The following is a 24643-nucleotide window of genomic DNA, read 5'->3' as shown; positions in this document are numbered from 1 at the left end:
GGTTTATCCTATTTCTGCTACCTTCAGCTTATACGAGGGAGAGGGCGAAGTAAATTATGGATTATCCCGTCTTCAGTTTGGGTTTGCCCCGGCGTGGTCGAAGCACCGCTAAGAACAGAATCGGAAAAGCCAAGTCAAAAACGATGGCAATGATCGGCCAAACAAAATTGAAATCAAACAGCTGCAAGGCGTTTTTGAAGAACCAGATGGAGCAGGCGAAGGCTAGCGCCCCCACAGGAGCCGTCATCAAACGGCCGGACAGCTTGGGAACAACCATTTGCAGCGTGTAACAGAACACATAAAGGTCAAAGGCGATTTTCCCGAGCGCCAGCGGATACCATAGGGCCATCAGAAGTAAATCAAAGCGGTCGATGAAATCGGTAATTTGAATATGTCGAATCATCTCATAGCCTGGATGAATCAGTTTGCCTGACAAGGGCACACCTAGTACAAGCTGCGTAAGGAGCAGCAAGACAATCATCATCCCTGTACCCACTGCCAGACTGATGTAACCCGCCGATGCCTTAAAGTATTTGCCGGATATGACGAGTGGGAGCACAAGGATCTCAGCCTGATAAGGGAAGGCACACCAAGCTCCCTTCATGATGCCAGGCCAATCCGGTGAGAAATAAGGAACGAGATAATGAGGGTGAAGGTCCCTCGCCAGTACTAGAATCACGCAACCCAGGACCACGATAAAAACGGGGATATATACTTCGCTGAGCCCTAAGAAGGCCCGGATTCCCCCTTGGCAGATATAAACGGCCGTCGCGGTAACCATTAATCCGAGAATGGGGATGGGTGTCCGATTAAGCAGCACCGTATTGGTAAAGTCGGAGATGCTTCGAATATCCCTCGCACTGATAAACAACAGGAACAGAAGGTACAGTGCCAGCAGCACCCGGCCCATTAGTGGAAACCGTTCCGTAAGGGCCTGCAGTAAATTGCGGTCGGAGAATCGCTTTAACGTAAACGAAACGAGCCACAACGCGAAGAGACATACCGATCCGCTGACAAGATAAGAGATAAACGCATGCTGATGCGCCGTTTGGCTGACCAAGGAGAAGGTTTGCATATAAGTTATCGACCCGATGCACAAGAGTCCAAGCAGAAAAATTTGCCGTTGGGTTATTTTCATTACAAAACTTCACTCCTCGAGGTTTCATGCGGGCGAGCGCTCTAGGGTTTGGTGAAGTGAGCGATCGGCGCTAACATCCTGCCCAGCCACTCTGCAGGATTAAAGGGGGCGGACTCCCATGAAGTATAGATCAGAATCAAGAAGGAAGCCGCCATGAGCGTATAGAACACATAACGGCTCAGCGGCCCTCCCTCCCGCAGCGCCTCTTTGTCCCGCCAGAAGCTGAAAGCGATCAGCAGCAACATCGATATATGGGTACTAGTCATTTTCGAGACGATCCTCCCTCACACCAAACGAATTGATAATTTCACCGCTGCTTTCCAGACGAATATCTGAGCTGACATTCACCTCAACCTCCGGCAACAATTCATGCCAACGGGCATGAATCTTCTTCCATTCGTTAGGATACTTATTATTCAAGGCAACGCCGAAGCCAAAAATATCGGATCGGTTCTTGCGTATCGCCTCATTAACCGCCTCCTGTATCCCCTCCGTGATGTATTCATTGCAGCGTTTCTCGACAATCCCCATCATCGTCGATTGAATATCCTGGCGGGTCGTATTTTCCAGGATCAACCCTCTGGCCTTCACTTTAATATCAAACGAAATGTTAGAACCCCTCAGGTGAGGGCGAGTTTTTGCGCTGGTTTGATTCAGCACGACCGTAACCCCCTCCTCCGGACGTTTCTCATCGACCGTGACAGACACTTTGGGATTCATCGCTTGCCCCATTGCCATCATCGCCATCTGACCTTGCTCCAGAGTTAGATAGCCCACCAGCTTGCTGTCGCGGAACACACCTAATCCGTTCAGCTTAACCAAGCTCTGCCCGTCCCCGACCTTCTTCGGAATACTCTCCTTTGTCTCCATGACCGGGATCGCCAAATCAATCCCTTCCGTCAGCAAAGTGTTGGCCATGCTTTGGACGCTAACCGGGTCCTTCATCGCCGACTTGGTCAGCTCCCGGATCATTTCCGAAGGCGATTGCTCGATTGGAGCGTCGACCCCCAGCAATTTATAACCCGGACCTCGGGCCATCACGATATAAGTCGTCAATCGGTTTTGCGGAAACCGGGCAAATACATCCACCATCTCTCCGATTCCCGATTTGGCGAACTCTTCTCCAAAGATCGTTACGCGTCGATGCGAGAAGTTAAGTATCCGGGATAGGTTACCCTGCATTGATTTATTGGCCTGATATGGCGTAGGAGCTGTCTGGGAAACCATCAAGTAGGTTTTGCTTCCCGATGTCCCGCCTCCTCCGCCTTGGCTGCCAGCTCCTCCCAAGGAGCTGGGTAAGGCGATTTGTGCGGTAGAGCGGATTTGGCCTTGGTCCAGGTCCGTTGAGGTTGCCAGAACAAAGGCTACATCGTTCACTTCGACGCGATCCCAGCAGCCGGTCAGTACGAGCGCAGGAAGCAAGAACGCGGGGATGAGTTTACCAACCCTCATTGGAATCACTCCCCAAAGGCCTGGATTTTCCGATCCGTTGCATATTGGCCCGGCTAGCGTCGGAAGGCCGCTTCTTCATCTTCCACATCGGTACCCGGCTGAAGATGTCTTTCGTATCCTCCGGAACATAGGGGGCAATCCCGTTCATATACGGAACACCAAACGATTTGAGTTGCGTCAGATGAACAACAATCCAAACCGCCCCGATTACGATACCAAACAGACCAAATGCACTGGCCAGCAGCATGATGGGAAACCGCAGCATTCGAACCGTGACGGCGAGACCAAACCGGGGAACCGTAAAGGAAGCAATCCCGGTTAATGAAACGACGATGACCATCGGGGCGGAGACGATACCGGCCTGCACCGCGGCTTGGCCGATCACGAGTGCGCCTAAAATGCTGACCGCTTGCCCTACGGTCTTAGGCAGGCGAATGCCGGCCTCGCGCAACGCTTCAAATGAGATTTCCATGATAAAAGCCTCCACCAGGGCGGGGAAAGGAATCGCCTCCCGGGAGGCCGCGATACTCAAGATCAAAGTCGAGGGCAGCATATCCTGATGAAACGTGGTTACCGCAATATAGAGACTTGGCAGGAACAAGGCCAAGAACAGGAAGAAGAACCGGATCCAACGGATCATATTGCTGATGAAGAATCGTTCGTAGTAATCCTCGCTGGCCTGAAGAAGCTGCCATAACGTCACTGGCGCGATCAACACGAACGGCGTACCGTCCACGAAGATGGCAACTCGTCCCTCCAACAATTGGGCGGCAACCGAGTCGGGACGTTCGGAATACTGCATCTGCGGAAACGGAGAGGAAGGATTATCTTCAATCCATTCCTCAATATATCCGGATTCCAGGATCCCATCGATATCGATGTTCTCCAGCCGCTCCTTCACATCGGCAATCAGATTCTCCTCGGCCAATCCTTCGATGTAGGCTAACGCGACATCGGTCTTGGTCACTTTACCGATGACCATATCAAGCAGCTTCAGCTTTTCGGTTTTGATTTTAAACCGAATTAAGGCGGTATTGATCCGCAGTGACTCCGTAAATCCTTCGCGCGGACCGCGGATCACCGCTTCGGTCTGCGGCTCCGTCACACTCCGCCGCGAACCGCCTTTTACACTGAACAGCAGCACCTCGTCCATGCCTTCGACAAAAATAGCGACGTTTGCCGTCAGTACTCCGTTAATCACCGCCGGCCAATCGGTGGCGGACTGCGCTTGGCTTAAGGAAACTCGCGTGAACGACAAGGGGTAGATTTCTCCGTCCGCTTGCGGGTGTTGGGCCAGTCCCTCAATTAATGGACGCAGAATATGCTGCTGAACATCCTCGACCTTGATGATTCCCTCGATATAAACCAGCAGCCCTTGGATATGCTCTGACAATTGAATCTCTCGGTAGATCACGTCGGAGCAGTCCTGAAACACCTTTTTCACTTGCTTGATATTCTCCGCCAAATCTCGGTTGATTTTATCCTCTTGTTTACGTTCCTTGGTCTTCATGGGAACACTCCTTGCCACTCTGCCGATTCTTCGTTGACATGATGTAGAATGTACCATTTTGGGAAATCTATGTAGATAAAAAAAGCTCTTCGGCGATCCGCCGAAGAGCGATGTATCCAATGGGTATTGGTTATTTCCGATCTACATGGAACTTGTCCACCATCGTCTTTAATTGTTCGGCCATCTGGGTCAGGTGGGCTGCAGACGACGCGATTCTCTCAACGGAAGCGAGTTGTTCCTCCGTTGCGGCAGAAATCGTCTGCGTTTGACTCACAAGATCTTCAGAAACCTGCCGATTCCCCTTAATGGAGTTCCTTGCAATTTCAGTCCCGATGGTCATCCCCTTGGCGCCAGCAACGATCCCTTCCATCTTCTCAGCGGCACTGCGAACCGCTTTGCGGATCCGCGAGAAGGAACGCCCGGAGGTATCGACGGCGAGAATCCCCTCATGAACGCCTTGCTTCGCGTCCTCCATGGACACAACCGCCCGCTCAACCTCAGCCTGGACGCTGCTAATCAGCTCGGCAATCTGCTTCGCGGATTGCTCGGAGCCCTCCGCCAGCTTACGTACCTCCGAAGCAACCACGGCAAACCCCCGGCCATCCTCGCCGGCCCGCGCGGCTTCAATCGAGGCGTTCAGCGCCAGCAAATTCGTTTGCTGAGCAATGCCGGTAATCACTTCGACAATTCCGCCGATATTCGCCGTATGCTCGCCTAAGGTCTGAATGACCACACCCAGCTCATCAACCGTTTGCTGAATCCGTTCCATCTTCTCCACCACACTCAGCACGGACGAGTTCCCTTCCTCCGCAACTACAGTCGTCTTCTCCATCGATTCGCTAACGGTATGAATTTGCTCAGACATGAGGTTGGCCTGACTGGACATCTCTCCCATCCCCTGGGCTCCGGCTTCAAGCTCCGACAGCTGCCGTTCGCTGCTGACTGCGATCTCCTGGATTGCCTCATGGACATGTTCAATGGCCTTCGTCGTTTGCTCCGCTCCAGCCGACAGCTGCTCCGACGAGGTTACCACCTGGTTCGTCGTATCTCGAACGTTAACAATCATCTCCCGAAGATGGTCGACCATCCGCTGAAATTGAGTCGCCAGGGCACCGATTTCATCCGGCCGGTTCAAATAAGCTACGCGTTTGGTTAAATCCCCTTCGCTGATTTGTCGAGTGGTTTCCGTCAAACGATCCAGTGGAACGGCGATCATACGAATCGTAAACCAGGCGGCCACGGCGGCCAGTACAACAGAAGTCCCCGCAATCAGATACCAGGTCGGCTCGATTTCGCCGTTCAGTACCACATCCAGAATACATGGGATAATCGCCACAAGAATGGTTGTCAGTAACAGAGATAGCCTTACGCGTTTCTTCATAGCAGATCCTTCTTTCAACAGATTAATAGGTTATACCCTAAATTATACTCGCTCCTCCGGGGCTTGGATATAGATGTCAAAAAACCGTCAGTCCTAAGACAGACGGTTTCATTATGATCAGGTATTGTGTCTCAATCCGCCAGTCGATAACCAACGCCGCGAACTGTGGTAATGTAGGTTGGATTCGCTGCGTTGTCACCCAGCTTCTTGCGCAGACTCTTGATATGAACATCGACGACATTGCTGCCTCCTAGAAAAGAAGTCCCCCACACCTCGGACAGCAGCTCTTCACGGGACAACACAGTTCCCTCCTGCTCAAGCAGCTTGATCAGCAGTTCGTATTCCGTTTTAGTCAATTCGATCTTTGCGCCGCTCCGATAAACAGCCATCTTCTTACGGTCGATCCATAGATCTTTGAAGATGGCCGGCGAAGTGCCGGCGAGCAAACGGGAAGACAATGGTCGAGGACCGCTGCTGCGGATAATTCGCTGGGTATGGTACACGATCTCCATCGGTCTAGTCGGCCAAACCAAGAGTTCTTGATTCATCAGACCTTGGTCCAATTGCCCCAGCATTGACTCTCTTACAAGCAAAAGCGACGGGGTTCCGCCGGTTTCCTGCCCCACAAGCGCACGGATGGCCGCCATCTCTTCATCTTCCCGGTAGGAGGTTAGATCGAAGATCAACAAGTCGGCAGCCAAGGCGTTGCGGATACCTTGCTCCCAATGATGGAACACGAGCACGTCGAAACAATTCTCGGATAGATCACGAACCAGTTCATGAACGTCGCTTGGGAAAGGACTGATCAGAATGACGCGCTGTGTCACCGGGCAAGCTATTCGTTCTGCCGTCTGTTCCTCTTGCTCGGCAACTTCGACACCCGACGGCCGGCGGAAAGGCACGGCTTTACCGGAGATTCCCTCCTTGATCACTTCTTCTGCTGGCAATGTGGACACACCCCCCCGAATACGACGTGGGCATGATGCACGTCATAACCCGTTTCTTCGGCCACCGTACGATTCCACTCCTCAGGCACATGAGACATCACCTCATCCACTCGGCCGCAGACCTCGCATAAGATATGTTGATGGTCGTCGAGCTTCGCATCATACCGGCTCGCCGCCTCGCCCAGCTTCAATTCGCGAATCAATTCTTTGTCAGTCAAATACCGCAGCGAGTTATAAACGGTACCGTAAGCAAAATTATATCCTTGTTCAACCAGGCGATTCATGACTTCTGCCGCCGTAGGATGGTCGCTGGCATGGCGGACGACATCGTAAACCGCTTGGCGTTGCGTCGTTAAATTTAAGGCTTTCATCTATCATCAATCCCTGTAGTTATTTTTAGAATTAGTATAAGTCTTATTTTAGGATTCGTCAATTCCTTGATCTCCCCAAATCCTGCATGTTCCATCGTACTTTCCCTCATACTAAAACCGTACCATCACTATTTAAGAGGGAGTGTTCCTCCATGCTGATTCGTAAATATCTGACAACCCTCCTCATCGCCGCGTTTACGATAGGCTATACCATCTGGGTGGATGTGCTGATCGGGCTTCCATGGAATAACTTTCTCATTAATTGGAATTACTCGCTGACAGATCCTGCCGAACGCATCTTTGCTTATATCCTGGTCCTGTTTCTGGTTGTGCCGGATATTCAGCATCTCATAAGTCGCAAGCGGAAGGGGAGTGGGCAACACTCCAGCCAAGGGCCCGGTATGCACGAGGGGGCTCTATCTGACTCGACGAACAATGATTCCTCCACGGCACTGGAGGATTCAGGTCCCGGCTTGCCGACGGGAGCGGGCTCGGTAAATCAAGGCAGCAATAATCAGAGCAGCGGGCAGAATAACGTAAAATAAAGGGTCGATCATATACAGGACCTCGCCGCCCTTTTTGACGTGTTCACTGTAGGTTCGGGCGATCGTTAACGATGAGAATAACACGATCAAGGCCAACGGATATAGAATTTTCCGATAGGGAATTTGCAGGAGGTCTGATATTCCGATCACCGCTGCGTAGAAGTACACCGAGATCTTAAAAAAGTCGCCGATGATCAGCACCATCACCACTAAGATATCCATCCGTTGAATAAAATCGGCAATGGAGGCCTTGCCGACCATCGTCAAGAGCGGGAAAATCGAACGCTCCGCGATCTCCACGCCAAGAACCGAAATCGTCGTCACCACCGTGGCCGACAATATAAGTCCGGACAACAGAATGGATAACAGCCCCACTCGAACCCCCGCTTTTTGATTATTCAAAAACGGCATGATCATGGTGAAACAAATAATCTCCCCAAACGGGAATTGATAGTTTTGGCGATAAACGGATTTCAACACAGGCTGGACTCCATCACTGAGCACTGGCAGAATCCGGGTGAAATCCAGAATGCCGGAAAACAACACCAGCAGCAATATGGTCATTCCGATCAGAAACACGACCCAAAGGAGGATAAACGCCGTCCGAGCTAACACCTCGATCCCTTTGTGCAGGACATAGACGATCGACAACATCATCATCGTATTGATGATGAAGAGCGGAGTTTCCTTCAGGGTCGAAGCGAAGACCAGCAACCCGCCGTCCATTAAATCGCGGGAGGCCTTGTTCATATAAAATACCGTGTAAGCAAAACCTATCAGCCAGCCGACATATTTACCGTAAAGAATACGGCTGTACTGGGTGGGCAGCTTATCCGGAAACGAAGTGTACAGGAAGGCGTATCCCAGGTAGAGCAGCATCCCGATGATCATGCCGGATAATACTGCGATCCAGGCGTCCTTGCGGGCTTCCATCCCCAGGTTCACAACCAGAGCGGTCCCCAACTGAAACATGATCAACATGGAGAAAAATTGCAGCGGACTGAATTTCGTGGTTTCCATCGTATCCCGCCTCCTATTCTTTGTTGAGGTCGTATTTGAAGGAGCGATCCCTCATTTGGGAATTGCGAACGATCGAGTCGACGTGGTATTCAACCGCCAGCTTGGGAAAGAGCTCGTTCCATTGCCCTTTCAATGACTTCCATTTCTGTGGATGCTGACGCTCCAGCGTCTGTCCAAAGCAGAAGATGTCGCTGTTCAACGATTGGGCTTTGTCGACGACGGCTTTCATTTTCTTCCTGATCTCCTTATTGACGTAAACTTCCAATTCATTTAAGGTAGCCGGGTCGCGCAAATCGATAGTGCTGTCCATTTCACGAACCGACAATTGGGCCGTGACCTTCACCAGGACGACCGGGTGCTCCGGATCCTTGAGGAGGACCTGCGTCGAGGTCTTGCTTCTGCGCACGTCAAGCGTGATTTCCCCCTGTTCCTCCGGCGTGATCACGATCGACGTCTTGTTCAGTTTGCCTTTGACCCAGAGCAGCCCCACGCTTTCGTCCTCCGTCAGCCAACCTTTCAGCCTAGCTCCTCTAAAAACCGCAATATTAGACATCCGAAGAATGCCAAGGGCGTCCGTTTTCTCCAAATTGCTTTGTTTTCGAACATCTTCGACATTCCCCAAAATATCAACGCCGTTGATGATCGGCCCTGAGTTTGGCACAAGAATATCCCGAATCACGTCATCGATTTCAACCGGATAATTGGCCCCGTATTCCTTGGAGGTCATTTCGGTTTTTTGAGCAAGCGTGTAAGCCGTAATTTTGCCCATTGCGGAGAGCCCGGAGAGGATATCGTGTGCCCGAGCTCCATTTTTCGCTACGAAAATTTTTGCCGTCAGGCGGATGTCTGAATCCCGGTCCAGAAAGTCAACAATATCGGAGATTCCCTGGCGAGCCAGCTCTTCAGAGATGACAACGATCCGGGCGTGGGCGGTTGAGACCAGCCGCGGCACAAGCATGGACACCTTGCGAGTGGCTTCCATGATCGAACGCCCTTGGGCGCTATATACCATCGTAGGGGTTCCGCCTCTCCCGGTCTTCCCGGAAATCTCGTCGGCAATAATCACTTGATAGGACACCCGGTATTCCTTCTTGTCGGGGGACAGATCGATCCCAATTCCGGCAACAACGGCCCGACGATTAAGTTCCTCCGCATCCCAACAGCCGGATAGGGGCAGCATAGCGCACAGGATGGCAAGTAACCAAAGTCCTCTAGTTCTCATTCGGTTCCTCCTGCTTTCCTTGTCTGGATTCAGGATCGCTGCCTTGGTTCTGGCCCTTCTGTCTCTCGTTAGAACTTGTCTGCTCTCCGCCCTCAGAATTAGCGGAACCCTGCGGTTTGATTTCCCCCGTTTTCTTCATATCTTGCTGACTTGAGGACATCAATGGTTTCCACCCATGCATCCAGATGGGTAAGCGCAAAATCGCGTCCTTCTGGGCTTGGGGGATAAACGGGCTAAACGGCGACAGGTAGGGAACGCCAAACGAGCGGATACTATTCATGTGCGCAATCAGCATGATCAACCCGAGCGTAATCCCGTAAAAGCCAAACAGACCGGACAGGACCAGGAAATAGAACCGGAACAGCCTGCCTGCGATAGACAAATTGTAAGAGGGCAAAGCAAAGCTCGCGATCCCCGTCAGCGCTACGACAATGACCATAATCGGCGTGATAACCCCCGCTTCAACGACCGCCTGGCCCAAGATTAACGCGCCCACAATGGACACGGTTTGACCGATCGCCCGCGGCATCCGGACCCCCGCCTCCCGTAGGATCTCAAACACCACCTCCATGATGACCGCCTCTACAAAGGCGGGAAATGGCACCCCCTCGCGTTGTGCCATTAAGCTGACCAGTAGCAGTGTAGGAATCATCTCGTAATGGAAGGTAGTCAGAGCGACATAAACCGCCGGCCCGAGCAGTAAGATCACGAAACAGATGTAGCGAATAATGCGCATCAGGATACTGATATCAAACCGCTGGGCATAATCCTCCGGCGACTGCATGAACTGGGCAAATACCGTCGGAAGAATCAGCGTATACGGCGTACCATCGACCAGGATAACGACTCGGCCTTCAAGTAGATTCCCGGCGGCAACATCCGGTCGCTCCGTATTAAATATGGTCGGAAAGGGGGTGATCGTCTTATCCTGAATAAACTCTTCGATATACGCCGACTCCAGGATTCCGTCGATTCGAATTGCTTTTAGCCGCTGCCGGATTTCCTCTACCAGATCCGGATCGGCGCAGCCCTTCATATACATCATCGCCACATGGGTATGCGTGACGGAGCCAATCTTCATGGACTCCAACCATAGGTCTGGCGATTTGATGCGCCGCCGAATCAGCGAAATATTTGTCGAGATGGACTCGACGAAGCTGTCTTTGGGACCGCGCACGACCAATTGGGAAGTCGGCTCGTTGACGGCCCTCCATTCCCCGCCGGCCGTACCCGAAACGATCCCTTGATCGCTCCCCTCCACCAGCAGTACGGTGTCTCCCGATAAGACCGCCATCATCACGTCGGTCCATTCCTTCACGACCGAGGTTTCCCCCAAGCTAAGCGCATCCTCCAGGATATATTTCATAAGTCGATCGGTCGGATAAGCGTTCACTTTCTCGGGTTCCAGCCCCATTAACGGCTTGATCACGAAGTTATTGATCATTTGCTGGTTGCTGAGGGCATTCAGATAAACGATCGCGGCCTTCACAGGAACCGGAACAGGCCCCCCCAGCTTGATATGGCGAATGACGATATCGGGGCTATGCCCGGACTCCGCTACGACGCGGTCCAGCATTTGCTGCAGATCACCGGTAATTTGGGATTGTTCGTTGCTTTTGTTCTGCCGGCCGGAACGGCCTCGGGATAAATGGCGCAGCATGTCAGCAACTCCTGTTCTGCATATCTTATCTCCATTATTTGCTTCTCTTGCCTTTTTCATGCGACAGGAGTCGACATCGACAACCTGCGTCCGTCTGGCGGTTTTTCTGACCTAGAGCGGGAAATAATGTATCCGAAACGGCTCCCTATATTAGGAGATCAAGTTGACAGGAGGAAGCGAATAATGGAGGAAACTCCCTTCATGTCCGGTGGACTTCCGAGGTTCCCGGAATCGATGTGGCGGAGGACAGCACCTTTGCCGGATTTCGGCAAGCTAAGCGAGGACATCGAGGCCGATGTGGCCGTGGTCGGTGCTGGGATTACCGGGATTACCACCGCTTATTTACTAGTGCAAGCCGGGGTTAAGGTCGTCATCCTGGAGGCCGGCCAAATCCTGGATGGTACGACCGGGTACACGACGGCAAAAATCACAACTCAGCACGGTCTGATCTACGACAAGCTGATCAACCATTTCGGTGAGGAAGGCGCGCGACTATATTTCGAAGCCAATGACCAAGCGCTGCGTTGGATCGCCGAGACAGTGAAGGAACGGAAGATCGAGTGTCAGTTCCGCCCGGAGGATGCTTACTTGTATGCCGATTCCGAGGAGCAGCTCAAGCAGTTGGAGACCGAATGGCGGGCCTACGAACGATTAGGTTTGCCCGCAGAATGGCGGGACTCTCTCGATTTGCCGCTGCAAGCCCGAGGCGCCATCATGATGAAGGATCAAGCGCAGTTCCACCCGCTGCACTACTCGCGAGAACTGCTGGCGTATGTCACCTCCCACGGCGGCTCCGTTTTTGCGAGAACAACCCTGCAGGATGCCGCCGAGCCGGAAGCGGAAGGACGCCTTCGATTAACCACAGAAGACGGGCACCACATCGTTTGTCGCCATGCCGTATCCGCTTCCCATTATCCGTTTTTTGACGGAATGGGGTTGTTTTTCACCCGGCTGCATGCGGAACGTTCTTATGTGGTTGCGATTGAACCGGAGAAAGCCTACCCTGGCGGAATGTACATCAATTGCGGCTCGCCCAAGCGTTCGCTCCGTTCCACCGAGCTGGACGGAAAGGAGGTTGTGCTCGTCGGCGGAGAGTCACATAAGACCGGTAAGAACGACTGTACCATTCAGTCCTACGAAACTCTGGAGAAATTCGGACGGGAGACGTTGGGGATTCGATCGATTCCGGTTCGCTGGTCCGCGCAGGATCTGGTCACGCTGGACGGAGTGCCCTATATCGGACGGATTACGTCGAGTCATCCGAATGTCTATATCGCCACGGGCTTCTATAAATGGGGGATGACCACCAGCGCGCTGTCTGCGATGATGATCCGCGACCTTATCTTGGAGAAGGAAAACCGTTATACCGATCTGTTTACGCCTTCCCGGTTTAAAGCGGACCCTTCGATCAAGCATTTCGTGACGCAGAACGCGGATGTAGCCAAGGAGTTCGTGACCGGCAAAATCGAACTCGTCCACCTCAAACCGGAGGATTTAGTCCCCGGCCAAGGCGGTGTGGTGAAGCACCAAGGCAAACGCGCCGGAGCCTACCGCGACGAGGACGGTCTGCTCTACCTGGTGGACACGACCTGTACCCATATGGGCTGCGAGGTCAAATGGAACGAGGCGGAACGTTCGTGGGACTGCCCTTGCCATGGATCCAGATTTGATTACAAGGGCGGAGTGATCGAAGGACCGGCCACGGAGGCGCTGCCTATTCTCCGCCGCCAGCCCGAACAAGCGCCAAGCTGAACCCTAAATGAAAGCGCATCTGTCCACCCGATTTCCTTGAATGGTGAGGGGATCAACGGAACAGATGCCTTTTTTCATTCACTACCTTGCTTTAATCAGTACTGTGTGATATTATGCTTTCAGTGATACTAATTAATGTTCAGTACTAGCGGAATTTCAAAACGAACATCCAATTTCAGAGGAAACGAGGCGAAGCATGGTTGGATATCAGCATCCAGTTTAAGAAAGGCGCCTTGGAGCTATGCGTGCTGGTGTTGATCCAAGGCCGCGACCGGTACGGTTACGAACTGGCCCAATCGGTATCGAAGCATATCGAGGTGGCCGAAGGGGCCCTTTATCCTCTGCTGCGCAGGCTGGTCAGTGAAGGTTATTGCACGACATACCTGCAGGAATCCACAGGCGGTCCCCCGCGTAAATATTACAAGCTGACTCCCGAAGGCGAAGCGTACACCCAGAAACTTGTCGTAGAGTGGAAACAGTTCGTGCATAATGTTTCGACATTAATCGAGAAAGGAAGCCGTTTATGAATAAAAGCGAGTTTTTGGCGAATCTCCGGGCCCATTTGTCGGTTCTTCCGCCGGAGGAGCAAAACGAATTGCTGGAGGATTACGAGGCCCACTTCGCCTTTGGTTTGGAAAGCGGACGGACGGAGGAAGACATCGTTCTGGAGCTGGGCGACCCGGCGGAGCTAGCCAAGGAGGCCATTGGTAATCGCTACGTGCCTCGCGAGCATGTGTACTGGTTTGGCGGTGCAGAGCCTGCTTCAGTACCAGATGCTCCCGCAGCCTATCGGAACGAAGGCGGAGTTCGGCGGCGTGGCGGTTTTACCAGCATGATGGTTTACATCGGCCTGTTCTTTCTTAATATCATCGTTGTCCCGTTGTTGATCTCCTTCTGGGCGGTGGTCGTCAGCCTAGCCGCCAGTGCCGCAGCCGGAATATTAAGTCCCCTTCTTCTCGGACTTGAGTATGTATGGCATGGGGATCTCTTCACGTCAAAAATATTTGCCTCGGTCGCTGCCGTCGGATTGGGCATTTTGCTCGCTGTCGTCACGCGATACGTTTATAAAGGAATGCTCCGGCTGAGCGCTGCTTACCTGCGCTGGAATGTCCGGGTAGCGAAAGGGGATCATCAAGCATGAATACGAAGAGATGGTCGTTCATTGGGATTCTGCTGATTCTGGCTGGGTTTGCCGGCATGGCTTACCAGCATTTTGATTTCGGCGATCAGTTGCCGGCCCATCAGCAGAAATGGACGTTTGAGCAAGGCGCCTTGAAGAAGTTGCTGATCGACAGCGACTATGACGTCGAGCTGGAGTTGATCGACAGCCCCGATGGGACGAACTACGTGGAAATCAACGGGAATATGGAGCAGAGGACGATCGACACGCTGAAAGTAACTCAAATCTCAGGGGACACGCTGAAGTTAGATCTGCAGGATGATTTCGACTGGACCTTCTTCTCGGTGAACTTCCAGTCCACCAAACAGCGGATCACCGTAGCGCTAAGCGACAAGAGCAAATTGGATCGGATTGACTACAAGTCCAATTCCAGCAATGGGACATTTCGAGGACTGCGAGCTGGCGACATCGATATGTCCATTGGCTCAGGGAATCTCCGGGCGGAGAATGTCACGGCAGGTCAGTTGAAATTAGCCAGTACATCGGGAAACATTACGGCAGAGAACATTCAGGGAAATACGGAGATCAAATTGACCTCAGGAAGTATCCGGATCGATTCGCTGCAAGGCGATTTGATGGCCAAATCGACCTCCGGCAACATCACTGCAAACCAGGTTCAAGGAACCTCCCAAGCTACAGTCAGCTCCGGGAATATCCGGTTTGAACGGTTTACAGGAGACGGCAGCTTTAAGTCCACCTCGGGGAATATCACCCTGTCAGAGCAAAGGTCGGATAATCTGGACATCACCGTGGGCTCCGGCAATGCGACGCTGTCGACCGATGCGCAGTTCAAAGGCTTCTATGATCTGCATACGGGTTCCGGGAACATCAGCGCTCCCGATTCCTTACGGCAAACGCAGGATTTGATCAAGGTTCGGACGACTTCCGGCAACATTCGCATTCATTAAGAACGTCAAAGAGAGGCGGAGATCGTGTGATCTCCGCCCCTTCTTTGTTATTTATTCGATTCTCGCTGTGCAATCCGGTTCAGGAACGTCCGGGCTCGATCACTGGACGGATGATTTAGCACCTGGTCCGGCGTCCCCGATTCGATGATCTTCCCTTCGTCCATGAGCACCACACGGTCAGCAACCTCGGCGGCAAACTTCATCTCATGGGTGACCACAACCATCGTCCGACCCTCTCGTGCCAGCTCCTTCATCACCTTCAGTACCTCGCCGACCAGCTCGGGATCCAGCGCCGAGGTAGGCTCGTCGAATAGCAATACGTCCGGGCTGACCGCCATAGCACGGGCGATGCCAACCCGCTGCTGCTGGCCGCCTGACAGCTGATGCGGATAGAAATCCGCCCGATCGCCCAGTCCCAACTTACTCAGCAGCTCTAAGGCGACCCGGCGCGCTTCATACTTACTCCTCTTCAACACCTGAACCTGGGCTTCCATCACGTTCTGGAGCGCCGTCATATGCGGGAATAAATAATAAGCCTGGAACACCATCCCCGTCTTCTTGCGCAGGGCCAGCACTTCGCTTTGCTTCGGCTTACGGCCATCGCCAAATTCCAGCTGGACATCGCTGATCCGAAGAGTCCCCTTTGTCGGGGTTTCCAGCAGGTTCAAACAGCGTAACAGGGTCGTTTTTCCCGAACCGGAAGGCCGATAATCATCAACACCTTCCCTTGCTGGACCTCAAGATCTACCCCTTTGAGAACCTCTTGTGCGCCAAACGATTTATGCAAATCTTGGATTCGTATCAAGATGGTCAGACCTCCTTATCGGGCAGTGAAGCGATCCAATCGCTTCTCTAACCGATTTTGCAGCGCCGAAAGGATGGTGCTGAAGAATAAATAAACCAAACCCGCTTCGGTGTAGACAATCAGCGGTTCATAGGTCGTCGCCGTAATTTGCTGAGCCGTACGGAACATCTCCGTATATGTCACAGTAGCGGCCAGTGAGGTATCCTTGACCAAGCTGATGAAGGAGTTGGCCAGCGGCGGTACGGAAACCCGCGAAGCTTGGGGCAGTATAATCCGCCGCAGCGCCTGCAGCCGGGTCATGCCAAGGGAATAAGCCGCTTCCCATTGGCCTTCGTGAATGGACAGGATTGCCGCCCGCACGATTTCCGATCCATAAGCGCCGACGCTGAGCGTAAACCAATCACTGCCGCCGGAAACGGGTCCAATATAATACCGATCGACGGAAGACCGTAGAAAATGACAAATAGCTGCACAAGCAGCGGCGTCCCCCGAATAATCCAAACGTAGAATCTGGCGAGTTGCCGCAGCGGCCCGATGCTCGATAACCGCGCAAGCGCGGTCAGGACCGCCACCACCAGCCCTAGCGCAAACGTAATCAACGTCAGCGGAACCGTAAAGGCTACCCCTGCTTTAAGCAGAGGTAGAAATGAGTCCACGATTATATTCCAAATGCGTTCATCCATCACTCATAGGGATTGTTTTTTTAATCCATCTAGTACGCACAATAGAGGAATACTTGATTTTCCATAAATGAACGAATATAATTGTCGTAATTATTTCGTGAAGGAGGTGGGTGGAAGTGGATCGCAAATTTGCGTGGAGTCGAGTGAGCCAACTGCCGATGGCAATGTTTGGCAATGTTCATGCAGCAGCCAACAACGGGAGAAGTCTGTCCTTTTTCGGAAACTCGATATCCAACCCAAATTGCGAAATGCCGCTCCTACCTTAACCTCACTTACGCGTGAGCTTTGAAGGCAGCAGGATTTTCTGCTGCCTTCTTTTTTTGTATGGACGGCATGGGATTAAAGGAGAACATTACCATGATGATCCAAGGTCAAAATATACAGAAGTATTACGGCGCCGAGTTGGTGCTGAGTGATGTGACGTTCGAAATTAAAACAGGCGAAACTGTCGGGCTGATTGGCCGCAACGGCGCGGGCAAGACCACCCTGATGAAGCTGCTATCCGGCAGAGAGCGGCCGGATCAAGGTCTGCTGTCGGTTCGAAAGAACGCCCGAATCGGAAGTTTGGCGCAAATCCCTGATTATACTCGGGAAGAAACGGTTTACGACGTCCTGCTGGGGGCTTTTGCGGATTTGCGGAGCTTGGAAGCAGAAATGCGGCGGCTGGAAGCAGAAATGGCAGGAGCTAGTGAAACTGGTTCGTTAGATTCGCTGCTCCGGCAATACGGCCGGCGGCAGGAAACGTTCGAGCGCGGCGGCGGCTACGAAATCGAAGCATCGATCGCTCGGGTCGCCGAAGGTCTCGGCATCCCGGAGGAACAGTTCGACCGGCCGTTCGCCTCGCTGTCCGGCGGCGAGAAAACGAAGGTGGGCTTAGCGGTCATTTTGCTGCGGGAGCCGGATTTGTTGCTGCTCGACGAGCCAACAAACCATTTGGACATGGCGGCTACAGAATGGCTTGAGGGATACGTCCGCGCCTTCCCGGGAACATGTGTGATCATTTCCCATGATCGTTATTTCCTTGATGCCGTTGTCGGCAAGGTTATTGAGCTGGAGGATGGAGAAGCGTTTACGTTCCATGGCAATTACAGCTATTACAAGGAGGAGAAGGAACGCCGCCTGCTTCAGCAGTTTGCCGAATACGAGGAGCAGCAGAAGAAGATCAAGAAGATGCAGGAATCGATTAAGCAACTGATCGAATGGGGCAACCGTTCCAATCCGCCGAATCCCGGCTTTCACCGCCGGGCGGCTTCGATGCAAAAGGCGTTGGACCGTATGGTCAAGCTCAAACGGCCGATACTGGAACGTAAACGCATCGATCTGGAACTGGATCATGCGGACCGTTCCGGTAAGGATGTGATCGTCTTTAAGGAGGTGGGTGACTTCCGTGGCGGGCGCGTCTTATACCGCGGTCTGACCCACACGCTACGCTATGGCGAGGCGGCTGTACTGATCGGTGACAACGGGGCCGGCAAGAGCACCCTGCTCAAGAACATCCTGGGCCAGGAACCGCCGCAGGAGGGGGAGGTCCGGCTCGGCGCGCGCATTGAACCGGGTTACCTGGCCCAGCAGGCGGCCCCCGCCGATCACGACGAGACGGTGCTGCAGTATTTCCGCGACGAAATCGGACTCGAAGCGGGTGAAGCCCGCGGGCAGCTGGCCCGCTTCCTTTTCTACGGCGCCGACGTATTCAAGAAGGTGAGCAGCCTGTCGGGCGGCGAGTGGACGCGGCTTCGGTTGGCGGTGCTGATGCACCGCAAGCCAAACCTCCTGGTGCTCGACGAGCCGACCAATCACCTGGACATCGATTCGCGCGAAGCGCTGGAGGAGGCGCTGGAGGAGTACCCGGGCACGCTGCTCGCGGTATCCCATGACCGCTACTTCATCAATAAAGTAGCGGGGCAGGTGTGGGCGCTGGCGGGCGGACGCCTGACCGTCACCCTCGGCGGCTACGAGGATTACCGGGCGGAGCTCGCCCGGAAGGCCGCCGCCGCCGGGGACGCGGGGCCTGCGGGCCGCGTGGCAGAAGGGCCCCGCGCAGCGGGCCCGGCCGCCACAGGCGGCAGCGCCGGCGGCGCAGAAGGCGATGCGGCCGCAGGAGCGGCGCGCAAGCCCGGGGCCCACCCGGCCTCCGTGCGCAAGCTGGAGGCCGACTACGCCGCCGCCGAAGCGGAGCTGGCGGCGGTGGACGCGGCGATGCAGGAGCCGGAGGCTGCCTGCGACGCCGCGCGGCTCGCGGAGCTGCAGGAGCGGCGAGACGCCCTGCAGCTCCGCTCCGACGAACTCCTCCAGCAGTACGTGACCCTGCTGGAGGAGAATCCAAACTGAAGGAGGTTATCCCATGAACCTCGGGAAACCCGTATTTGAGCTACACCCGAACGAACCCCGGGCCCAGGCGCTGGCCAGCGCCGATTCCCGGATGGGGCGGCTGATCGCCTTGATTGGAAGCCTTGCGACCAAACCGCAAGGCCCCCTCTTCACGGAGCTGGCTCGATCCATCATCAGCCAGCAGATCTCGGTCAAGGCTGCCTCCACCATTCGCGGCCGGGTGATTGAGTTGGCCGGGGAATTATCCCCGGCCGCCCTCTTGGCCCAAAGCGACGCCGACCTGCGGGCCGCCGGGTTGTCCGCTTCCAAGGTCGCTTACCTGAAGGATCTAAGCGATAAAGTGTTGTCCGGACAGCTCGACCTCGACCGGCTGCAGGAGCTTGAAGATGAGGAAGTCATCGGGAAGCTTGTCTCCGTCAAAGGCATCGGCCGCTGGTCGGCGGAGATGTTCCTGATCTTCGCTCTGGGCCGGGAGCATGTCGTGTCCTATGGAGATGCCGGTCTACAGCGAGCGGCCAAATGGGTGTATGACATGGAGGAACGGGACGATCGAAAATACTTGCAGCAAGCAGCCACACGGTGGCCTTCTTACGGTTCCATCGCCTCGCTTTATTTGTGGGAAGCCATCAATCAGGGCCATGTCGATTCCGGAGAAACCTTTAGTGAACGGCTGGGCGGCGTCCAAGCAGATTAAGCTTGTCACAGGAAGATATTGGATATAATATAAATTAGAAGGGGATCCTGCCTATTTCTAGAGACAAAAATAAATTAAAGTGGGGTTGAATCGCTGTGTTCTCGTTAACCGAAGTCCGTCGTCCGGTCAAGTGGTATCTGCTCGGTCTGATGGCATTTGTGGGAATTGTATCGAGTCTTGTCGTCCTGATGTACAACGATTACTTCCTCTTAGGCGACCCGGTTCGCCCAAACAACGATGACGTGAAGTACATTCAGTCCTCCCGCCTCCTGTTGAACGAAGGCGTACTGGCATACAATACCAAGGAGGCGCCGTCCGCCTTTATCATGCCCGGGCTGCCGCTGATGTTGTCCGGGTTTATGGCCGTGTTCGGCCAGGAGCAGGGCGGCATCGTCGCTTTTCGCCTATTTCAGTGTCTTCAGCAAGCGTTTTGCATCTACCTCATCTTCTGGATCGGCCGGCGGATCTTCAATACCCGTGTAGCATTGGTCGCTTGCACGGTGTCGGCCTTATATCCACCCGATTATTTCTCGTCTGGCGTTATCCTTTCGGAAACCACCTTCCGCACGCTGCTCCTGCTGCTCGTCTGCTGTACGATCCTGGCCAGGGAACGCCGCGGACCAGCCCTATACCTCCTCATCGGCTTCCTGACTGCTGCGGCGGCTTACTTGAAGCCGCATGCCTCTTTATATCCGGCTGTGCTGCTAGTAATGTGGCTGCGGATGAAAGTGCCCTGGCCGACGATCCTGAAATACACCCTGCTGATGGGGTTGACCTATGCGCTTCTGCTGACGCCTTGGTGGATTCGCAATTGGGTGACGTTTCATGAATTCATCCTGTTTACGAACTCCGGCGGAAGCCCGTTTCTGCTCGGCACACGCATCCGGTGGCAATTGCCGCCAGCCGGCTTCTTCGATACTTACCCTCAGTACGATCCCAAGACGATATTCGAAGGCGCCGATTCAACGGCCATCCGCAAAGGTCTGGACATTCTCCGTTACGGTTTTACGCATGAGCCGATGAAATACCTATATTGGTACACACTGGGGAGATGGGTGGAGCTGTATTTCCATCCGTTTTATTCACGGCCCTTTTGGCCGGTGAGCCGTCCGGTGATGAACATTGCCCAAGAGGTACTGATGTACGTGAACATGGCAGGTATCCTGTGGGCAGTAATAACGCACCGCCTGAAGCTGGACCGCTTGCTGCCGCTATTATTAGCCTTGGCTTACTTCACGATCATTTACATTCCCTTCGTTGCGTTTAACCGCTACGGTTATCCGAATATAACGTTACTCATTCTGTTCGGTTCTTTCCTTCTCGGCGATCTAACCTCTCGATTCCTACGGCGCCCGCATCATCGGCCGGAACGAAAGGAGGCGGCCGCCTCATGAACTTGAACGCACAGCGTATTCTCGTCATCATACCCGCATACAACGAGGAGGCCAGTATCGGCGCCGTGATCCGGGAGATTCAAGACCATGTACCGGAAGCCGACATCCTTGTCGTGAATGACGGTTCCTCCGATCGCACAGCGAATTGTGCCCGGGAAGCCGGGGCGAAGGTGCTGACGCTTCCCTATAACGTGGGGATTGGCGGAGGAATGCAGACCGGTTATCTCTACGCCAAAGAAATGGGCTATGACATCGCCGTGCAAATGGATGCCGACGGTCAGCATCCGGCTGGCGAATTGCGGAGTCTGATTGCCGGAGTCGCAGAACAGGACCTCGTGATTGGCTCCCGATTCCTGGGAGCCGCCTCCTTCCGGTCATCTGCGGCGAGACGGGTGGGGATCGCCTTTTTCTCCCGGCTTGTCTCCTGGGTGACCGGCGAACGCTTCACCGATACGACCAGCGGCTATCGCGCCGCAGGGCGTAAGGTCATTGAATTGTATGCCAGATATTATCCGACCGATTATCCCGAGGTGGAATCGATCGTGTATTTGAAACGCCAAGGATGCCGGATTGCGGAGATTCCGGTCGAAATGCGCCCCCGCACAACCGGGAGATCGTCCATTACACCATGGCGCTCCGCTTATTACATGGTGAAGGTGACTTTGTCTGTGCTCATGAGCGCACTGCGTCGACCGCTCAACCGGACGGCGGTGACGGAATAAATGACGATTTATATCCTCTCGGTTTCTGTTGCCGCGTTATTTCTCGTATTCGTCCTGGAACTGGTTCGTCGCCAAAAGCTGCGGGAGCAATATTCCCTGCTTTGGATTCTGTTCAGCGTGATTCTTCTGATCTGCTCGATGAACGTCCAGCTCGTCGAATGGATGGCCAACCAGTTGGGGGTTAAATATGCCCCTGCCGTGTTGTTTCTGTTCGGCTTGCTCTTCTGCTTTGCGTTTATCCTGCATCTAACGATCGTCATCACCCGACTAACGGCCCAAGTGCTGCGTTTAACCCAAGAAATCGTCATTCTTAAAGAACGGGAGGCGGTCCACGAACATGGACAAAACCATTAGTTACTTGCTGCTATTCGGCAATATCCTGTTGCTCGTGACCGGACAAATCCTGTTCAAGATCGGACTCGGACGCTCCGGCGGTCTTCACTGGGGGAAGCTCGCCACCTCACCTGCGGTGATCGGAGGCGTAGCGCTATACGGTCTAGCTACATTACTCTGGTTCGCCGTATTGTCTCGGCTTCCGCTAAGCGTCGCCTATCCGCTCCAGGCACTCGCTTACGTCCTGGCGCTGGTTCCCGCCTATTTCCTGTTCCACGAAACGATCACACTGACCAAACTAGCCGGCGTGGCCGTAATATTGCTCGGCGTATTTTTGCTTGCCAAATAACAAACACAAACGGCCTGGTCCCTTGGACCAAGCCGTTTCTTTCGAGGCACATGCCTAACCTTATTCCCCCTGTGATTTCGTGGCAACCAACTGTTTGACCGCCTGGTCGGTTTCCTCGATCCGACGAACCATCGGCAGATTCTGCGAGGTCATGGTGTCGACCGTGGCCAAGAGTTCCTGCAGCGTGGCCGAAGACTGCTCTACCACGGCCACAAAGTCATTGACCGCCTGCTCGATTTCATCGGTTTTCTCCTGCACCGAACCGGCCACGCTGCTGATATCAGACGCCCCCTGCGCAAGCTCCTCCACATTGGCGTTGATGGACATAAACGCACCTTCCGTTTTCCTCACCAAGGCCAAGCTCTGTTCCATGTCGTTTACGTTTTCCTCCAGCCGTACCTGTGACAAATCGGCCTGCCGTGTAGCTTGTCCCACATTGTCCGTAATCCGCTTCGCGGATTCGTTCGTTAAATCGGCCAGCTTGCGAATCTCATTCGCCACCACCTCAAAACCGCGACCTTGCTCACCCGCTCTAGCCGCCTCGATGCTTGCATTTAATGACAGCAGCCCGGTCTGTTCCGCAATTTCACGGATAGAGGCGGTAAGTTCGGCAATCAGGTGAATATTTCCGATCAATGCTCCGATATCTTCCTTCATACCATTCATATTCGCATGGAAACGATCAATGGTCCCTGTTAATTGCCCGATTACGGCCGCACCTTCATCGGAAGCTACTTTCGTCTCCGACACCGTTGTAACCAGATCACCCAGAGCGCTCGTCATCCGGTTGATATACCCATTGGAGGTGACGATGTTCTCCGAAATTCCTCCGATCGTTTCCGTTTGTGCCGCTGCACCGGAAGCCATCTCTTGAAATGCCGTAGCCATCTCCTGAAACGCGTGGTAGTTATCCTGGCTGTTTCCGCGTATCTCTCCGATGCTAACCGCGATTGTCTGGGTAGCTTCCGATGTGATTTTCTCCCGTTCCAGTTCACGCGCTAACAGCTCCGTCGTCTCCTGGTTCATTTTCGCCGAGTTAGCCAGCATCTTGCGACCCAGCGAAGATTGAGCCATCAACACCCAGGCCGTCACGATAAAGAAATACATCAGTACCGCAATATTAGAGCCTTCGCCCGCCGGCTCATGGAATACCGTATACTTAACCACAATGACTACCAAAGCCGCAACAAGCGCGGTCATCACTACCTTGAAATCGTTGTACATAATGCCGACACTAAGCACCAAGAAAGCCGACACCGCCCCGAGCGGCCCTCCGCCACCCTGGAAAACGGTGATCAACGAAGTGATCAACATGCCCACGATCGCTGTATAAGGAATCCAATGTTCTTTCTTCCGGGTCAAGTATCCCCCCCAAACCAGAAACAAGATCAACAAGTTTGGGATCACGATCAATGTAATGATCTTTGTGCTCGTATGCAGTCCCAGAAGTATGGCGAGGCTGAGAATCACCGTCGTCGTTAACGTCGAGCAGATCAACAGGTTCCTCTTTCGTAAATCCTTGTACAAAAAATCACTGACATCATGTCCTGCCATTTCCATAACCCCCTGCGCATCTCATTAGAAGTATTGACGTATGAAATCAATATCGGCAGGTCGTGTCGTATTATGTAGAATAATTTACTAAATTTAGCGTCTTATTCGACATTATTCGATATCACTCGTAGATTCGGATTTCATACTCGCAGTGCTCGTCCCCACAAACATTACATTTCGTCTCCCGTACGCTGACTTTCCGGTTCAGTATTTTGCCAAGCGCCCCTTCCAGAATCGCCCCCTCCAGGTCACACACCTTCTTTTCCTCGATCACAGGCAATCCTTTGCAAAAGCAATCGTCAATGGCGATCCGAATCGATCGTTCGCCTTGTTCCAACACCCGCGGCAACCCGATGCGCAGCTCTGCGAATAAGCCAAGCAACTCGTCTAACGTCTTCACAGGAAGGCTTTCACCGATTTTGCGACCGATCGATGCGGTGGTTCCTTTCCCTTCCAAAGGCAGTCCTTGTTGCATCCCGATCAAGCGGATCGCCCGGAACAACTCCAGCGGCACCTCGTCCCCCAGCCGTGAGCGGTCAATTTGCCGCAGTTCATGAAACGTATATCCTCTCATTCTACTTCCCCCTATCCTTGGATAACCGGCTATTGCTGCCGTTGATAGGTTTAATTTGCCATATCCACGCACACTACACCTTGATATGGATCAAGAATTCAACAGAAATATTGTGATAATA

23 protein-coding genes and 2 pseudogenes are annotated in these 24643 nt (G+C 53.5%); 11 read left to right on the top strand and 14 right to left on the bottom strand.

All coding sequences use genetic code 11. From position 1 onward, the window contains the following. Positions 1–61 precede the first annotated feature (61 nt). From M0651_RS13450 to M0651_RS13420, 7 genes are all read right to left on the bottom strand, one after another. Positions 62–1138, bottom strand: a complete 1077-nt coding sequence (locus M0651_RS13450; protein ID WP_248552260.1) for a GerAB/ArcD/ProY family transporter — start codon at positions 1136–1138, stop codon at positions 62–64. 41 nt (positions 1139–1179) lie between these two features. Continuing rightward, a complete protein-coding gene (locus M0651_RS13445) occupies positions 1180–1404 on the bottom strand; it encodes a hypothetical protein (RefSeq protein ID WP_248552259.1) in 225 nt (74 codons plus the stop codon). After that, entirely contained in the window at positions 1397–2590 is a 1194-nt protein-coding gene (locus tag M0651_RS13440) for a Ger(x)C family spore germination protein (protein ID WP_248552258.1), read from the bottom strand. Before M0651_RS13440 ends, M0651_RS13445 begins: the two co-directional genes overlap by 8 nt. Further along, positions 2577–4100, bottom strand: coding sequence for a spore germination protein (locus M0651_RS13435; protein ID WP_248552257.1), 1524 nt, complete (start codon positions 4098–4100; stop codon positions 2577–2579). The genes M0651_RS13440 and M0651_RS13435 overlap by 14 nt, the downstream gene beginning before the upstream one ends. Before the next feature lie 130 nt (positions 4101–4230). After that, positions 4231–5481: a methyl-accepting chemotaxis protein gene (locus tag M0651_RS13430; RefSeq protein ID WP_248552256.1), complete on the bottom strand. Its 1251-nt coding sequence runs from the start codon at positions 5479–5481 to the stop codon at positions 4231–4233. Between the two features lie 131 nt (positions 5482–5612). Then, positions 5613–6437: a winged helix-turn-helix transcriptional regulator gene (locus tag M0651_RS13425; protein ID WP_372490954.1), complete on the bottom strand. Its 825-nt coding sequence runs from the start codon at positions 6435–6437 to the stop codon at positions 5613–5615. After that, positions 6410–6799, bottom strand: coding sequence for a Fur family transcriptional regulator (locus tag M0651_RS13420; RefSeq protein WP_248552254.1), 390 nt, complete (start codon positions 6797–6799; stop codon positions 6410–6412). Before M0651_RS13420 ends, M0651_RS13425 begins: the two co-directional genes overlap by 28 nt. A gap of 152 nt (positions 6800–6951) precedes the next feature. Here M0651_RS13420 and M0651_RS13415 point away from each other — a divergent pair, with 152 nt between their 5' ends. Next, positions 6952–7344: a YczF family membrane protein gene (locus M0651_RS13415; RefSeq protein ID WP_248552253.1), complete on the top strand. Its 393-nt coding sequence runs from the start codon at positions 6952–6954 to the stop codon at positions 7342–7344. On the opposite strand, the gene M0651_RS13410 is transcribed toward M0651_RS13415, so the two are convergent. The 3 genes from M0651_RS13410 to M0651_RS13400 are packed head-to-tail and all read right to left on the bottom strand — an operon-like array spanning position 7261 to position 11246. After that, complete coding sequence (locus M0651_RS13410) at positions 7261–8364, bottom strand: GerAB/ArcD/ProY family transporter (RefSeq protein ID WP_248552252.1); 1104 nt, start codon at positions 8362–8364, stop codon at positions 7261–7263. The genes M0651_RS13415 and M0651_RS13410 overlap by 84 nt on opposite strands. A gap of 13 nt (positions 8365–8377) precedes the next feature. Next, complete coding sequence (locus M0651_RS13405; protein ID WP_248552251.1) at positions 8378–9586, bottom strand: Ger(x)C family spore germination protein; 1209 nt, start codon at positions 9584–9586, stop codon at positions 8378–8380. Next, positions 9576–11246, bottom strand: coding sequence for a spore germination protein (locus tag M0651_RS13400; RefSeq protein ID WP_248552250.1), 1671 nt, complete (start codon positions 11244–11246; stop codon positions 9576–9578). Before M0651_RS13400 ends, M0651_RS13405 begins: the two co-directional genes overlap by 11 nt. Before the next feature lie 183 nt (positions 11247–11429). Between M0651_RS13400 and M0651_RS13395 the strand changes: the two genes are divergently transcribed. The 4 genes from M0651_RS13395 to M0651_RS13380 all read left to right on the top strand — a co-directional run bounded on the left by M0651_RS13395 (position 11430) and on the right by M0651_RS13380 (position 15086). After that, positions 11430–12998: an FAD-dependent oxidoreductase gene (locus tag M0651_RS13395; RefSeq protein WP_248552249.1), complete on the top strand. Its 1569-nt coding sequence runs from the start codon at positions 11430–11432 to the stop codon at positions 12996–12998. Between the two features lie 200 nt (positions 12999–13198). Further along, positions 13199–13525 (top strand): PadR family transcriptional regulator, encoded by a 327-nt coding sequence (locus M0651_RS13390; protein WP_155608870.1) that lies wholly within the window; start codon positions 13199–13201, stop codon positions 13523–13525. Further along, positions 13522–14139, top strand: coding sequence for an HAAS signaling domain-containing protein (locus M0651_RS13385; protein ID WP_248552248.1), 618 nt, complete (start codon positions 13522–13524; stop codon positions 14137–14139). Before M0651_RS13390 ends, M0651_RS13385 begins: the two co-directional genes overlap by 4 nt. After that, positions 14136–15086: a DUF4097 family beta strand repeat-containing protein gene (locus M0651_RS13380; RefSeq protein WP_248552247.1), complete on the top strand. Its 951-nt coding sequence runs from the start codon at positions 14136–14138 to the stop codon at positions 15084–15086. The genes M0651_RS13385 and M0651_RS13380 overlap by 4 nt, the downstream gene beginning before the upstream one ends. A gap of 47 nt (positions 15087–15133) precedes the next feature. On the opposite strand, the pseudogene M0651_RS13375 reads toward M0651_RS13380, so the two are convergent. Together M0651_RS13375 and M0651_RS13370 are read right to left on the bottom strand one after the other, a co-directional pair. After that, a pseudogene (locus M0651_RS13375) lies at positions 15134–15891 on the bottom strand (amino acid ABC transporter ATP-binding protein). A 15-nt stretch (positions 15892–15906) separates the two neighbouring features. Further along, a pseudogene (locus M0651_RS13370) lies at positions 15907–16574 on the bottom strand (amino acid ABC transporter permease). Between the two features lie 357 nt (positions 16575–16931). On the opposite strand from M0651_RS13370, the gene abc-f reads away from it, so the two are divergent. The 6 genes from abc-f (at position 16932) to M0651_RS13340 (ending at position 22394) form a co-directional block, all read left to right on the top strand. Continuing rightward, the gene (gene abc-f, locus M0651_RS13365; RefSeq protein ID WP_248552246.1) at positions 16932–18902 is read left to right on the top strand and encodes a ribosomal protection-like ABC-F family protein; all 1971 of its coding nucleotides are present in this window, start codon (positions 16932–16934) and stop codon (positions 18900–18902) included. Positions 18903–18915: 13 nt separating this feature from the next. Further along, positions 18916–19596, top strand: a complete 681-nt coding sequence (locus M0651_RS13360) for a DNA-3-methyladenine glycosylase family protein (protein ID WP_248552245.1) — start codon at positions 18916–18918, stop codon at positions 19594–19596. A gap of 95 nt (positions 19597–19691) precedes the next feature. Next, entirely contained in the window at positions 19692–20990 is a 1299-nt protein-coding gene (locus tag M0651_RS13355; RefSeq protein WP_248552244.1) for an ArnT family glycosyltransferase, read from the top strand. Then, the gene (locus M0651_RS13350) at positions 20987–21712 is read left to right on the top strand and encodes a glycosyltransferase family 2 protein (protein ID WP_248552243.1); all 726 of its coding nucleotides are present in this window, start codon (positions 20987–20989) and stop codon (positions 21710–21712) included. The genes M0651_RS13355 and M0651_RS13350 overlap by 4 nt, the downstream gene beginning before the upstream one ends. Further along, positions 21713–22066, top strand: a complete 354-nt coding sequence (locus M0651_RS13345; RefSeq protein WP_248552242.1) for a DUF2304 domain-containing protein — start codon at positions 21713–21715, stop codon at positions 22064–22066. After that, positions 22050–22394, top strand: a complete 345-nt coding sequence (locus M0651_RS13340) for an EamA family transporter (RefSeq protein WP_248552241.1) — start codon at positions 22050–22052, stop codon at positions 22392–22394. Before M0651_RS13345 ends, M0651_RS13340 begins: the two co-directional genes overlap by 17 nt. A 60-nt stretch (positions 22395–22454) precedes the next feature. Here the strand turns inward: M0651_RS13340 and M0651_RS13335 are convergent, their stop codons facing one another. Beyond that, positions 22455–23948, bottom strand: coding sequence for a methyl-accepting chemotaxis protein (locus M0651_RS13335; protein WP_248552240.1), 1494 nt, complete (start codon positions 23946–23948; stop codon positions 22455–22457). A gap of 121 nt (positions 23949–24069) precedes the next feature. Beyond that, positions 24070–24522 carry a V4R domain-containing protein gene (locus M0651_RS13330; RefSeq protein ID WP_248552239.1) on the bottom strand — a complete coding sequence of 151 codons (453 nt, stop codon included), beginning with the start codon at positions 24520–24522 and terminating at the stop codon, positions 24070–24072. Between the last annotated feature and the right edge of the window lie 121 nt (positions 24523–24643).

Origin of the sequence: Paenibacillus mellifer, from assembly GCF_023195895.1 — a bacterium.
Classification (GTDB): domain Bacteria; phylum Bacillota; class Bacilli; order Paenibacillales; family Paenibacillaceae; genus Fontibacillus; species Fontibacillus mellifer.
Note: the sequence above shows the minus strand (reverse complement) of the source record. Positions and strands in the feature narration are given on the sequence as shown.